The sequence below is a fragment of the Roseomonas populi genome (assembly GCF_024594815.1).
GTDB classification, from domain to species: Bacteria; Pseudomonadota; Alphaproteobacteria; order Acetobacterales; family Acetobacteraceae; genus Roseomonas; species Roseomonas populi.
The window spans coordinates 13,122-27,163 of the sequence record NZ_JANJOU010000014.1; the positions used below are offsets into that span (position 1 = coordinate 13,122).

Below are 14,042 nucleotides of genomic sequence, written 5' to 3' on the forward strand. Positions count from 1 at the left end.
CCCTGTTCTACGGTCCGGCTTCCGGGCGGGGCTTAAACAAGCGGTAGAGGTTCAGCACCCCGGCGGCACCGCCCACGAAGAAAAAGACGAGGAAGAGCCAGGGAAAGGTCCCGAGCCAGCGATCCAGGCCGAAGCCCAGTGCCGCGCCCACGACCAGCGCCGAAACCACCTCGACCCCCGCGCGGAAGCCAATTCCCCACGGGCCCGTCGGCAGTCCGCCCTCCCCCCCTGTTCGGGGCTTTGGGTCCAGGCCCTGGCGGGTCCTGGCCTGCCTCAGCCGGTCGTCGAAGCCGTCCCGGTTTTCCACTCTGCTCCTCCGCGGTTGTCCCCCGGAAGGCAGGGGGTCCCTAAATTGGCGTCCATGTGAAGTCAAGCCGGCGCGGGCCTGCAACGGTGCCTTAACAGCCGCTTCCCGCGCGTTGTTGCAACGGCTCCGGTCTCACGCCCCTTTTCGCTAGGCACCGATAAACCCGCCGGACTGCCGCGCCCAGAGGCGGGCGTAGGGGCCGCCCCGGGCCAGCAGCACCTCGTGCGGGCCGCTCTCCACGATCCGGCCCTCCTCCAGCACCACCAGCCGGTCCAGCTGCGCGAGCGTCGAGAGGCGGTGGGCGATGGCGATCACCGTCTTGCCCTCCATCAAGGTGGAGAGCCCCTCCTGGATCGCCGCCTCCACCTCCGAGTCGAGGGCGCTCGTCGCCTCGTCCAGCACGAGGATCGGGGCGTCCTTCAGCAGCACGCGGGCGATGGCCACGCGCTGGCGCTGGCCGCCGGAGAGCTTCACGCCCCGCTCCCCGGCATGGGCTTCGTAGCCCGTGCGGCCCCGCCAGTCGGACAGCGTGCGGATGAAGCCGTCCGCCTCGGCCCGGCGCGCGGCGGCGGCTACTTCCTCGTCCGTCGCCTCCGGCCGGCCGAAGCGGATGTTGTCGCCGATGGAACGGTGCAGCAGCGCGGTGTCCTGGGTGACCATGCCGATGGCGCCGCGCAGGCTCTCCGCCGTCACCCCCGCAATGTCCTGGCCGTCGATCGTGATGCGGCCGGATTCCGGGTGGAAGAAGCGCAGCAGCAGGTTCACCGCCGTGGTCTTGCCAGCGCCTGACCGGCCGACGAGGCCCACCCGCTCACCCGGGCGGATATCCAGGTCGAAGCCGTCCAGCACGGCGCGGTCCGCGCGGCCATAGCCGAAGTGCACGCCCTCGAACCGGATGGCGCCCCGGCGCACGGCCAGGGGAACGGCACCGGGCGGGTCCGGCTCAGTGGGCGGGGCGGCAATGGTGCGGATGGATTCCTGCACCACGCCGATGCTCTCGAAGATGGCGCCGACGTTGAAGGCCACCCAGCCCGAGATGTTGGCCATCTGCCAGGCCATGGGCAGGGCCGTGGCGACGGTGGCCGCCTCAATCTCCCCGGCCATCCAGAGGCGGATGGAGAGCACCGCCATGCCCACCAGCAACAGGGCATTGAGGGCGGAGAGAACGGCGGCGTTGACGGTGATCTGCCGCATCTGTCGCTGAAAGGCGGCGGTCAGGCCCGTCACCCCCTCCGCCACAAAGGCATCCTCCCGCTCCGCCCGGGCGAAGAGCTTGATGGAGAGGATGTTGGTGTAGGCGTCCACGATCCGGCCCGTGAGCAGGCTGCGCTGCTCGGAGGCCGCGCGAGAGCGGTCCCGCAGCCGGGGGACGACCACACGGAGAAAGGCGGCGTAGGCGAGGAACCAGAGGAGGATGGGCAGCGCCAGCCGCCAATCCGCCCCCGCCAGCCAGATCACGGCGGAGGAGCCATAGACGAGGATGTACCAGACCGCCGTGACTGCCTGGGTCACGGATTCCCGCAGCGCCGGCCCGGCCTGCATCACCCGGTTCGCGATCCGGCCGGCAAAGTCCTCCTGGAAGAAGGGCCAGCCCTGGCGGGAGACGAGGCGATGGGACTGCCAGCGGATGAGGCTGGTGAAGGCGGGGTTGATCGCCTGATTGGCGACGAGGTTCTGGGCGAGGATGGAGGCCGGGCGCAGCAGCAGCATCACCACGGCCATCCCGGCGAGGGCCCAGCCGGCCTCCGGGATCAGCCGGTCCGGCGCGTGGGCGCCGAGCAGGGCGACCAGCCGGCCGATGAAAACGGGGATGAGGCTGTCCAGCACCGCCACGATGAAGCCCGTGGCGAAGAGGGCTGCCACCAGCACCCGCGCCTGCCGGGCGAAGTGCCAGTAGAAGCCCAGCAGCGCGGTGGGGGGCGGCCCCTCCGGCACCGGCACGCCGCCGATCCGTGCCGCCTTCGCCCCGGGCGGCGCGACGGGGTCGAGAAAGGATTCGAAGGCGCGGAAAGGCATGGGCGGGCATTTAGGCCCGCCCGGGCCAGGGTGACAGCCTTGCGGTGGCGGTCTGTCCCGGGGAGAGGAAGAAGGAATTCTTCCTCTCCCCGGACCCCTCTCCATCATCTTTTTCTATCAGCTGGTCTGGGCTTCGCTGACGGTGCGCCTCGGCTCGTGGAGCCGAGGCGACTGCAAGGGCAGGGTCAGACCCTTCACCGGAGACCCCGTCTCAAATCAGTCCCCGCGGCAGCCCGATGCAGGTCCAGGAGGCTTAGCCTCCTGGCGGGGATCCAAGGGGCGGAGCCCCTTGGGGCCGGACAGGTCAGGAAAAGACCCAACCACGAGCGAGAGTCCTGCAGCCGCCAGTGGTTTGCCCGTACCGGCCGCGGCGCGTTGAACGCCGGATGGGGCGAAAACTGCGAATGGTCAGGACGAAGCTCACGGAAGCCGCCGCCCTCAGGGATGGACCGGCTGCCACTCCAACACCCGCCCGAGGACACCGTTGGCAGCTGCCACGTTCACCACCGCCGTGACGCGCGCTTCCACGGCGCCGGTCTGGGCCCTGGCCTCGATGCGCCAGATCACGCGCCGGCCGGCCTCACCGCTGGAGGCCGAAGGCGTCCTCAACACGCCCGCGCGGGCCGGCATGGTGGACCGGGCATCGTCGGCTTGAAGCAGGGCCGCCTGGACCAGGGGCGGCGCCGAACTCCTGGCCGGCCAGGAACGGCCGGTATGCACGGTCACTCCGTCGCGCACGGCGGCCACCAGGGCGGGCGTCACACCCGGGATTGCAGCCAGGTCGCTTGTGCTGCGGAAAGTCGGGCGGCGCTGATCCGCCTCGCGGGCATCGCCGGCCGGCATTCGCTGCGCCGGGGACTGGGTACGCCATTCCACGACTTGCCCGGCCAGCACTCCGGCCGCCCGCTCCTCGACCCCGACGGCCCGGAACAGTGCGGCCAGCAGCGGCTCGGGCGCTGCGTTCAGGTCAACACGGCCCTCCTCGTCGGCCGCCTGCACCGCCACCTCGCTCCGGCCCAGGGGAAAGGCGAAAGCAGCACTCGGCGGCCGCGCCGCCGGCTCCTGCAGGGCGAGCCGGTGCGCCGCGGCCCAGATGCCACCCTCGGCCGCCGCGCGGGCCGCCGCCAGGTCCACCTCGATCCGCGATGCGCCGGCGCCCGCCGCCGCCAGGCGCATCGCCACGGTCCCCAGTACGCCGACGAGCAGCGCGATCCAGAGCGCGAAGACGAGCGCCGAGCCCTCTCGCCTAGCGGATCGGCGGCAGGGCGTCATAGCGGGTGGGCTGCGTCGGCGCGCGCGGCGCCATGTTGAGCATGCGGCTCCGCAACTCCTCCGTGGCGCGGCGCAGGTCTTCCGTGTTCTGGACCACCCGCGGCGTGAGCAGGACCAGCAGCTCCGTCCGCCGCCGGGTGCGGTTCCTCACGCCCGTCAGCTCCCGCAGCACGGGGATGTTGACGAGGAAGGGGATGCCGGATCGCGTGTCGCTGTCCGACTCCCGGATCAACCCGCCCAGGGCGATCGTCTGGCCCGAGGCCACCGACACGACCGTGCGCAGGCGCCGCTGCTGGATGGTCGGGCTGTCGATGCCGCTCGTCGTGGTCGGGACGGCGTCGGAGACGTCCTGGTCCACATCGAGGAGAACGCCGCCCACCGAGTTCACCCGCGGCGTCACGTCGAGGGAGACGCCGGTATCCCGCAGGGAGACGGAGTTGACGATCCGGTTGTCCGTCAGGCCGCCGCCCGTGGCCTGCTGCGTCACGATCGGCACGGAATCGCCCACGCGCAGCCGGGCCGTCTGGTTGGACAGCACCATGACCTGCGGCGAGGAGATCACCCGCACGTCGGTGAGGCTCGCCAGCGCGTGCAGCACGACGCTCGCATCCGCCCCGCCGGAGTAGAGCAGGTTGAAGCCGGGGAAGGTCTGCGCCACCGTCCCCGCATCGGTGGCCGAGAGGCGGAACTCGAACCGGCCCGTGCGGAAGAACCAGGACAGGCCGTATTCCAGCCCCTGGTTCAGCGTCACCTCGGCGATCACGGCATCCACCGCGACCTGCGTCGGCGGCCGGTCCAGGAGCAGGACCGCGCGCTCGACAAGCCGCCAGTCGGTCTGGTTGGCGTAGATGATCAGGGCGTTCTGCGCCTCGTCGGCGACGATCCGCACCGGTGCCGCGGGCAGGCCGCTCCGGTCGCCGCCACCGCCGCCGGCGCCGTCCCCGAAGCCGGGGCCCGGGGGCAGGCCCGGCATGGCCAGGCCGCCGGCCGCCGCGAGCGGCCCGGCATTCGCCGCGCCGCCCGCCAGCCCACCTGCCGCCAAGCCGTTCCCGGCCAGCCCGTTCCCTGCCAGCCCGACAGCATTCGGCGCGGCCTGGCCGTTGAGTCCGCTCGTCGCGCCGAGCGGCGCATTGGTGATCGGGGCGATGGAGCCGCCCGCCGACTGCACGCCGAGCTGGCCCGGCGCCAGCAGCTGCCCGGCCTCCGGCCCCCGCCCGCCGCCCTGCAGCAGCTGCCGCAGCGTCGTGGCCAGTTCGGCCGCCCGCACGTACTGCACACGATGGACGAAGAGCTGTGGCGAGCTGCCCATGCCGGCCGCGTCCAGGTTGCGCACCCAGCGCCGCACGCGCTCGAGCTGCTGCGGCTGCGCGGCGACCACGAGCACCGCGTTCATCCGCGCCACCGGCACCACGCGCAGGGGTTCCCGCGCATTTCCCTGGCTGCCGAAGATCGAGGTGATCTCCTGCGCCACCAGCGCGGCGGGGGCGGATTCCAACGGCAGGAGGGCGAGCGACTGGTTCGCAATCCAGCCGACATCGAAGCTCTGCGCCGTCTCCAGCAGGCTGGCGAGCTGCGGGCCCGTGCCGGCCAGCAACAGGATGTTGCGCGCCTCGTCCGCGACGACGGAGCCGCCGCGCGGCGCGAGGGGCTGCAGCACCCGCTGCAGGTCGGCCGCGCGCGCATAGGTCAGCGGCAGCGCCACGATGCCGAAGCCGGGCTCTCGCGCGGCGCCGCCCGTGCGCAGGCTGACCGGGGGCCCGGATTGCAGCGCCCCCTCCAGCGGCACGACCCGGTAGCCGGCATCATTCCGAAGCAGCGCGGCGCCGTTGGCCTCGAGCGCCGATTCGAGGAGCGAGAGGGCCGCCGTCTCCGGGACCGGCCGCTGGGTCTGCAGCGTGATGGTGCCGCTCACGCGCGGGTCGATCGTGTAGTCCTGGCGCAGCAGGTCGCCCAGCACGGCCTGGATCACCTGGGGCAGCTCCGCCTCCACGAAGTTCAGCGTCACCGTGCCGCCACCCGACAGCGCGGCGCCCCGCGGCGCGTTGATCTGCGCCGGCCCGCGCGGCGTGCTGGCGGTATCCACGATCGCCGGGCGCGCCCGCGCGGCCGTTGCCGGCGGCGGCGGCGTGGCGCCGACCGCGGGTGGCTGGAGGGGCGCCGGGCGCTGGCCCGCCTCCTCCAGCCGCCGCATCGCCTCGTCGAAGGCCGCGGGGCCACGGAGCTCCGGCTCCGCGCATGCGGCAAGCGCCAGTGCCAGCGTCAGCGCCCGGACCGGCGTTCGGAACAGCGCCGTCACGTGCTGCCCAGGGCGGCGGAATTCGCGCCGAGAATCGCGTTCAGCGTCGTCAGCACGATCCCGGCGACCAGCCCGCCCAGGATCAGCGTCACCCCCGGCACAAGGAGGACGAGCAGGCGCTCCGTCGCGCGCTCGGCATCCTCCTCGTGTATGACAGCCACTTCCTCCAACATCTCGCGCAACCGCCCCCCCTCTTCCCCAATTCCAACCAGCGTGATCGCCAGGCGCGGCAAGGCCTCCTCGCGCGTGAGCGCGGCGGCGAACCCCGCGCCCGCCGAGAGATGCGCCCGCGCGCGCTCCAGCCCGGCCGCAACGGCCGTGTTCCCCGCAGCCGCCCCCGCGTGCTGCATGGCCTCCGCGAGCGGCACGCCGGAGCTCAGCAGCACCCCCAGGAGCCGCGTGAAGCGCGCCGTCGCCGAACGCCAGATCAATGTCCCCACCAATGGCATGCGAAGCAGCCGCGCATCGCGCCAAAGCCGCGCCTCCCGGGCCGAGAGGGCCCGCCAGGCGAGCAGCCCGATCGCGAGCAGCCCGGCCAGCCCGACGGCGCCCCACTCCCGCAGCCAGGCCGAGGCATCCAGCATGAAGCGCGTGGAGGCCGGGAGCCGCCCGCCGGCCGCCGAGAAGAGCGGCTCGAGCGCCGGCAGGACGACCGTGATCAGCACGATCACCACCGCCACGGACAGCAGCAGCACCACCGCCGGATAGGTCAGGCCGGAGCGGATCCGCTCCGCCACGCGCTCGAGCCGGAGGGTCTCCGTGGCCAGCCGGTCCAGGACGGAGGGCAGCTTGCCCGTCCCCTCGGCGGTGGCGATGGCGGCGGCGTACCAGCCCGGGAAGGCAGCGGGCCGCGCGGCGACGGCGGCCGAGAGCGAGGTGCCGGTTCGGACCGTATCGTGCAGGCCGCGCAGCAGGCGCCGCGGCGCGGAGGACTTTTCCGACCCGGCCAGCGCATCGAGGGCGACATCAAGCTGGAGGCCGGCGGAGAGCAGCAGGCTCAGCCCGCGGGTCAGGCGGGCCAGCTCGCGCGGCCGCAGCTTCTGGCCGCCACCCGATCCCGGCGCGGCGAGGGCCGAGCCCTCGCCGGCCGGGCGGATCTCCATCGGGAGATGCCCGCCCTCCTGAATGCGGCGGGCCGCGGCCCGCTGGTCCTCCGCCTCCACGCGGCCGCGCAGCGTCCGCCCGTCCGCGGCAAGGGCGACGTAGTCGAAGTGCTGGATGGCGGCCAAGGGATCAGCCTCCCCCCGCGACGCGCAGCACTTCCTCCACCGTGGTGATGCCGGCCAGGGCCTTGGCCAGCCCCGCCGCCTGCAGGCTCAGCATCCCCTCGCGCTCCGCCATTACGCCGAGCGAGCCGGCATCCGCCCGCCGCAGCACCAAGTCCCGCAGCCCCGGGCTGACGTTCATGATCTGGAGCACGGTGGTGCGGCCGCGATAGCCGGTGTCGCCGCAGGCCGGGCAGCCGCCGGGCCGGTGCAGCAGGATCGGCCCACCACCGGCAATGCGGTCCAGCCCGAGGCGCTCCACCACCGGCGCCGGCGCCTCGTAGGGCTCGCGGCAGGCGGCGCACAGCGTCCGCACCAGCCGCTGGGCGAGGACGCCGCGCAGCACGGAGGCGATCAGGTATTCCGGGACGCCGAGGTCCATCAGCCGCGTCACGGCCGAGGGCGCGTCGTTGGTGTGCAGGGTGGCGAGCACAAGATGGCCCGTGAGCGCGGCCTGCACCGCCACTTCCGCGGTCTCGGGATCGCGGATCTCGCCCACGAGCATCACGTCGGGGTCGTGGCGTAGCATGGCGCGGAGCGCGTTCGGGAAGGTCAGGCCGATCTGCGGCCGCACCTGCACCTGGGAGATGCCCTCCAGCCGGTACTCCACCGGGTCCTCGATGGTGCAGACCTTGAGCTGCTGCCGGTCCACCGACCCGAGGGCGGCGTAGAGCGTCGTGGTCTTGCCGCTGCCGGTCGGGCCGGTGACGAGCACCATGCGGCTGGTCTGGGCCAGCAGCTCGCGCAGCGCCGCGATTTCGGAGGGCGCGAAGCCCAGGGCCTCGAAGTCCAGCGAGACGGCGCCGCGGTCCAGGATACGCAGCACGACGCCCTCGCCGTCCAGCGCCGGGATGATGGACACGCGCAGGTCCACGTCCCGGCCGCGAACCGCGAGCCGCATGCGCCCGTCCTGCGGCAGCCGCCGCTCCGCCACGTCGAGCCGCGCCATGATCTTCAGCCTGGAAACCACCCCCGCGCCGAGCGCCTGCGGCACCGTGCCGCAATCCTTCAGCACGCCGTCCACGCGCAGCCGGGTCCGCAGGCCGGCCTCGGTCGATTCGAGATGGATGTCCGAGGCCCCGCTCTCCACGGCCTGCAGGATCAGGGAATTCACGTGCCGGACCACCGGCGCCTCGCTCGCCTGATCGCGCAGGCGCGCCGCATCCTCCGGCGTGCCGGAGGTGGCATCCTGCGACACGGCCTCGGCCGGCTTCGCGGCCTCCTCGAGGCGGGCGAGCGCGGCCTCGATGGAGGCGGGCGTGACCACCGCGACGGCGATCGCCATGTCCGTGGCGAGCGCCGCCGCCTGAACAGCGAAGTGGTCGAGCGGGTCGGCCAGGGCCAGCAGGAGCCGCCCATCCTCCACCCTGGCCGGGAAGGCGCGGACGCGCCGCAGGAAGCGGAGCGGCAGGCGGTCCAGGAAGGGCGCGTCAAGCGGCAGGTCGTCGCGCCCGAGAAGAGGCAGCCCGAGCGCCTCCGCCGCGGCGGAGGCCAGGACATCCTCGCCGATGAGGCCGAGGGTCAGGAGCGCGGGAATCAGGGCCTCGTTCGCGGCGCGGCGGGCTTCCTCCGCGCGCGCGACGGCGGAGGCGGCGAGCAGCTTGCGGTCCAGCAGGTGGCGGATCAGGCGCCCTTCGGCCTCCCCGAGATCCCCGGCTACACCGACGTCCATGACGGCGCACCTCCGATCGCGACCCAGGTGACCCACGACGCCAGGGCGAGGGCCGGGACGAAGGGCAGGGCCGCGTCCGGTGCGAGGCGCCGGTCGCGCAGCAGGACGAGCAGGAGCGCGATGGCCGCCCCGCCCGCCACGATCGGGCCAAGCCCCCCTGGGCCAACCCATGCACCGGCGGCACCCAGCACCCAGGCGTCGCCCCGGCCCAGCCCGTCACGGCCGCGGAGCCGCCGGAAGCCCTCCTCGATCAGCCGGAAGCTCAGATAGCCGAGGGAGGCACCGGCCAGGGCCGCCATCAGCGGGCCCGCCCCCATGAGAGCGGCGCAGAGCAGGCCGCCAGCGGCCAGGGGAAGGACAAGAAGCGCGTGCACGACGCCCTCCCGCCAATCGAGCCAGGCGAGCGCCACCAGCAGGCCCCCGAACAGGGCAGCGGCCGGCCAGATTGTCGCCGGGAGAAAGGCGGCCAGGGGCGCCAGTGCCGCGCCGCACACGACCGGATGCGCCCAGCCTGCCGAGGCGCTACGCGGCCTCATCGGACGAGTGAGGCCGCGCCAGGCCCGCCGCAGGCATATGGGATCTCAAACCAGGACATACCAACTCGATCGTTTGTGCCGTGTCGTCAAGCGCAAGCAACAATATCTTATGTGCAACTATGTACAACCAGAATCCAACGCTCACCGGGCCGGAGGAGGCGGGTCAGAGACTCTCCAGGCACCCGCCACGGGTTGCGCCGGGGGCGGGGAGGCCGCGGGACGGTCGCGGCCTCCCCGATCCAGTTGGTTCAGCCCACCCAGATGTCCGCCGCGGTGATCACGGTCGAGGGTGCGACCGTGGCGAAGCGAACCTGGGCGACCGAACCATTGCCGTCAGCGTCGTAGAAGAGGGTGCCGGCGCTGGCGTTGTAGATGATCCGGTCGTCGGCATCCGCCGCGCGGGTCCCGATCACGAAGGCACTGCTGCTGATTTGCGTCCCGGCCGGGCCGAGCGCCGCGAAGAGGGCATCGTCGAGCTCGATCCGATCGATGCCGGTCTCGAACCCCTCGATCCTGTCCAGCGCGGTCATGGCGGTGTCAAGCCGGTACAGGTCCGCGCCTTCCCCGCCAACGAGCGTGTCGGCGCCGGCTCCACCGATCAGGGTGTCGTCGCCGGCACCACCGACAAGCCTGTTGGCCTGGGCATTGCCGGTGATCAGATTCGCCTCCCCGTTGCCGGTTCCGTTGCGGGCGGTCCCGGTCAGCACCAGGGTCTCGACATTGGCCATATCGGCGATGGAGAAGTTGACGGAGGCTTCAACACGATCAAGGCCGCCGCCAGTTCCCTCGACGATCCTGTCGCCGGCGTTATCCACGATATAGGTGTCGTTGCCGGCACCTCCGGACATCTCGTCGGCACCCCGGCCACCGTCCAGCCGATCGTTCCCGCCATTGCCCCAGAGCTTGTTCGCGCCGGCATTGCCGGTGATGACGTCGTTGCCCTCCCCGCCGACGACGTTCTCGATGCTGTTGAAGGTGTCCTCCTGCAGGAAGCGCGGCTGGCCGGTTGCGGGGTTGATGGCGTTGACGGCGCCGGTTCCTGGATTCCGGTCGCTGAATACGATGCCGGTGGCCAGGCCGTTCACGAGCGTGACCTGGAAGCTGGCGAACTCGCCCTGGAACGAGATCGTGTCCTCGCCCGCGCCGCCGATCAGCTGGTCGGTGCCGAAGCCGCCCATCAGCAGGTCGTTGCCGTCGCCGCCAGTGAGCGTGTCGTTCTCGCTGCCGCCGACGAGGGTGTCACTGCCCTGATCGCCGAACAGGAGGTCGTTTTCGCTGCCGCCCAGGAGAATGTCGTCGCCCAGGCCGCCGTGCAGCTCGTCGTCCAGATCGCGCCCGTCGATGACGTCGTTGTGGATGGTCCCGACCAGCAGGTCGGTCCCCACGCCGTCCCGCGGCCCGATGATCTGCTCGCCCGGCACGCGGGTGTCGTAGAGCCCGCCGAAGACGGCGGTCGTGCCGGCCGCCGCAACCACGACCCGGCCATCATCGAGCGCCGAGGCGGTGAAGCCATGTCCGCCCGTCCCGGCCCCCGAGGCGGCCGCGAAAGCCGTGAACTCCTCCCCGATCGGGAAGACGTCACCGGGCTGGCCGGGAGCACCGCCCTCGCCGCCGGCGATGCCGAAGAGCTGGCCCTCGACAGTGCCCGTATCGAGATTCTCGACCAGCAGCGCGAAGCTGGTGCCATCGAGGTCGGTGGCGACAAGGTGCCGGTCGCCCATCGCGAAGTCAGGGCTGAACCGTGCAATCTCGCCGACCTCGAAGGACTCCCCGTTGGCGATATAGACCTGCGCGCTGTAATGGCCGCTCGCATCGGTGAAGCCGATGGCGAAGTTGAGCCCGAGCCCGACTACCTCGGGCACCGAACCCGCTGCGATATGCAGCTCCGGCAGGTCGAGATCCACCTCGGTATAGGCGACATGCCCGTCGGAGAGGATCTCCGGCCGGAACATCCTGGCCTTCACCACGTCTCCCTCGACCCAGACCGCCAGCATCTCGCCGTCGTGCAGGATCGTGAGGGAGGCATTGCGGCCCTTGGCGCCGTCCGCGGTGAGCCTGAAGCCGGTATCATCGGCCGCCCCCTCGTGATCGGGGCTGGTGTCCTGGATGCCATCAAGCCCGACGGAGACGGGCGCCCGCTCACCATCGACATCGAGGTCCCGGTTCGGATCCTCCGGCACCGAGAAGAGGGTGAAGCGCTGCAGCCAGATCTCGCCCTCCGTCTCGGGCTGGCCGTTGACGAGGGCGGACTTGGTGTAGACGACGCCGAAGCCGTACTCCTGCGTGTCGTTGTTGGCGTCGACGATCTCGTAGCCGGAGACCTTCGCCTGGTGGTTTCCGAAGAACTGGTTCCCGACGCGGCCCGGGGCCGTCACGCGGAACTCGCCGCCGACATCGATCGGATCGACGCCGGTGATGGCGGAAGCGAAGCGGCCCCTGATGGTCCCACCTTCTTCCCAGACCGCGACCACGCCGGCATTGCCGGCCATGGCGGCGGTCAGGTCCTCGACACCCTCGGCATTGCCCGTGCTGAGGCCGCCCAGGTCGAGCCGGAGGACCCGTGCCGTGGTCCCGCCACCGAATGCTGCATCGGGATCACCGAGCGTGTCATAGGCCTTGAGATAAACGTTTCCACCGGCCTGCCAAACGAAACCGTACCCTCCGAGCAGCCCGACCGCAGTCGCCGAGACCGGGGCCGGCAGGTTCGTGGCGCTGATCGCGGTGGCGACGCCATCAGAGTCGGTCTTGCTCCAGGGGGTCGGGGTCCCATCATCCGGCGCGCCATCCCCCTGGGCGATGGGCAGTTCCCCGTTCGCGCCGAAGAACTGGCCCATGCCGACCCAGTTCGCGGGGTCCGTGACGACGTAGCTCGCCGGGTTGCCACCGGCAGGGAAAGTCGTCGGTACCACGGTATTGAAGGCGAGGTGCTCGAAACCGTGGAGGATGTCCTGGCCGTCTGGCCTGGCGATCACCCCGGTGCGCATGTCCTTGACGGTGAAACTGCCGTCGCCGTTCACCGTGACGGAGTACTGGTTCCGCCCGCCATTGTAGAGGGAGACGTCGTCTCCCTCGCCACCATCCAGGATATCGGCAACGCCGCCACCATACACCGTGTCGTCACCCATTGCGGCACGAACCTGGTCGTCGGCGCTCTGCCCCCGGCGGGTGTCGCCCCGGTCGGCGATGATGAAATCGTCTGCCGCGGTGCCGATGATGATATCGGGCCGCGCATCCACGCGCCCACCACCCCGGTCCCGGTCACCGACCAGTGGCCCTTCGGGCTCACCATTCAAGCCGACCCGCGTGTCGATGATCTGCGCGAAGATATCGCCGGCCGAGTCCGAGGGGCTCCCGTTATCGTCCTGCTTGATCCCCACGATCACGGCGCGGCCGCCGAGGGGAGCAGGGCCGCCGACCAGGCCCGCGATCCCGTACCCACCATTCCCGTCAGTGTGGATGTCCGAGACGAAAGCCACGCCGAGCGCCTGCGCGTTCGCGTCGAAATGGTGGACGGAGATCTCGTCCCCGTTCTTGTAGGAGATCACACCACCCGGGCTGCCCTCCCCGCCGAAGTTGTTGACGGTGAAGCTGCCGTCATGGCCGGCGGGGAAGGTGACGATGTTGTTCTGCACCGGCCCTGCCAACCAGTCGGTGGCAGGGTCCAGGTTCGGCGTGAAAACCTGGCTGCTGATGCCCGTGTCCGTGGACCAGAACACGCCGAAGCTGCCCTCCTCCAGCGCCACGACGCGCACGACGCCGGTCCCGGACACCGTGAAGCCGAGGTCAAGGATGTCCAGCGCGGTCGGATTGGCGGAGTCCGGGCCGTTGGGCCCGTAGACGCGCCCGCGAACCTGGTTCGCATCATCGACCCAGACGAGCACCGTCTCACCGTCCGGCAGGGCGGAGACGAAGGGGTCCCGGCCCGTGACCTCGAGAGTGACGGGGGCGTTGCTGCCCGTCGCGAACTCGCCATCGAGGCCCGCGGGAGTGACCCCGGTCGGCTCGCCGAGAGCGTTCGTCGTAACCTGGAAACGCTGCAGCTTGATAACGCCGGGCTCCCCCTCGGGTCCTTCGACCCAGGCAGCTGTGAACCCGAGCGCCTCTCCCGCGCCGACCACCTTCTCGTAGAACATCGTGGACAGGCTGTGCGGCACGGTCGGGTTCGGATCCTCCGGGTCGATCGTCAGCGGGGACGAGATCGTGAACTCCCCCCCGAGCATCCCGACAGGCCCCGTAGCGCGGCCCTTGAGGGCCACCGTCGTCACCGGCCCATCCGGCGTATCGACCGTGTTCGTCTCCTGCCAGATCGCGGCGAAGCCGTCGCCGATACCCACGAGGCTCAGGTCGCCTATCTCGCCCTCACCATCATCCATGGTGAGCGGCCCGGTCAGGACCTCCGTCATCTCGCCCAGGGCGCTGTCATAAGCGTGAAATCGGACATGAGTCTGGCCACTGGAATCTTCCAGGTAGGCCACGGCGAACTGCTCGCCGCCATGGTTGTCCGCAACAACCGGCGCGAACTGCCTGCCATCCGGCGCATCACCGGTGCTAGGCCGGTTGATGTTGAAGCCGTCGAGGTCAGTGTCCGTCAGGCCCCAAGGGGTCGGAGTGGTCATGTCTGCTTCCTAACCTATGCCGTGGATCGAGATGTCCTGGGTTGAGGAGGCGCGGGACGCGG

The 14,042-nt window shown here is 71.3% G+C and carries 8 protein-coding genes; all 8 read right to left on the reverse strand.

All coding sequences use genetic code 11. The features are described from left to right. Positions 1-7: 7 nt before the first annotated feature. Positions 8-307 carry an AtpZ/AtpI family protein gene (locus tag NRP21_RS16340; protein ID WP_257717289.1) on the reverse strand — a complete coding sequence of 100 codons (300 nt, stop codon included), beginning with the start codon at positions 305-307 and terminating at the stop codon, positions 8-10. 147 nt (positions 308-454) lie between these two features. Then, positions 455-2,323, reverse strand: a complete 1,869-nt coding sequence (locus NRP21_RS16345; protein ID WP_257717290.1) for an ABC transporter ATP-binding protein — start codon at positions 2,321-2,323, stop codon at positions 455-457. 438 nt (positions 2,324-2,761) lie between these two features. Further along, positions 2,762-3,595: a general secretion pathway protein GspK gene (locus NRP21_RS16350; protein ID WP_257717291.1), complete on the reverse strand. Its 834-nt coding sequence runs from the start codon at positions 3,593-3,595 to the stop codon at positions 2,762-2,764. Next, a complete protein-coding gene (gspD, locus tag NRP21_RS16355) occupies positions 3,570-5,891 on the reverse strand; it encodes a type II secretion system secretin GspD (protein WP_308219906.1) in 2,322 nt (773 codons plus the stop codon). The genes NRP21_RS16350 and gspD overlap by 26 nt, the downstream gene beginning before the upstream one ends. Next, a complete protein-coding gene (locus tag NRP21_RS16360; RefSeq protein WP_257717292.1) occupies positions 5,888-7,120 on the reverse strand; it encodes a type II secretion system F family protein in 1,233 nt (410 codons plus the stop codon). The genes gspD and NRP21_RS16360 overlap by 4 nt, the downstream gene beginning before the upstream one ends. Before the next feature lie 4 nt (positions 7,121-7,124). Further along, the gene (locus NRP21_RS16365) at positions 7,125-8,828 is read right to left on the reverse strand and encodes a GspE/PulE family protein (protein WP_257717293.1); all 1,704 of its coding nucleotides are present in this window, start codon (positions 8,826-8,828) and stop codon (positions 7,125-7,127) included. Then, complete coding sequence (locus NRP21_RS16370) at positions 8,813-9,364, reverse strand: prepilin peptidase (protein WP_257717294.1); 552 nt, start codon at positions 9,362-9,364, stop codon at positions 8,813-8,815. The genes NRP21_RS16365 and NRP21_RS16370 overlap by 16 nt, the downstream gene beginning before the upstream one ends. Before the next feature lie 248 nt (positions 9,365-9,612). After that, positions 9,613-13,980: a calcium-binding protein gene (locus NRP21_RS16375; protein ID WP_257717295.1), complete on the reverse strand. Its 4,368-nt coding sequence runs from the start codon at positions 13,978-13,980 to the stop codon at positions 9,613-9,615. Positions 13,981-14,042 lie beyond the last annotated feature (62 nt).

What these genes read in the sequence shown, in the direction of transcription:
- NRP21_RS16350 (WP_257717291.1), bottom strand. Translation starts at nt 3,595, where the DNA reads ATGACGCCCTGCCGCCGATCCGCTAGGCGAGAGGGCTCGGCGCTCGTC.
- NRP21_RS16365 (WP_257717293.1), bottom strand. Translation starts at nt 8,828, where the DNA reads ATGGACGTCGGTGTAGCCGGGGATCTCGGGGAGGCCGAAGGGCGCCTG.
- NRP21_RS16345 (WP_257717290.1), bottom strand. Translation starts at nt 2,323, where the DNA reads ATGCCTTTCCGCGCCTTCGAATCCTTTCTCGACCCCGTCGCGCCGCCC.
- NRP21_RS16370 (WP_257717294.1), bottom strand. Translation starts at nt 9,364, where the DNA reads ATGAGGCCGCGTAGCGCCTCGGCAGGCTGGGCGCATCCGGTCGTGTGC.
- NRP21_RS16375 (WP_257717295.1), bottom strand. Translation starts at nt 13,980, where the DNA reads ATGACCACTCCGACCCCTTGGGGCCTGACGGACACTGACCTCGACGGC.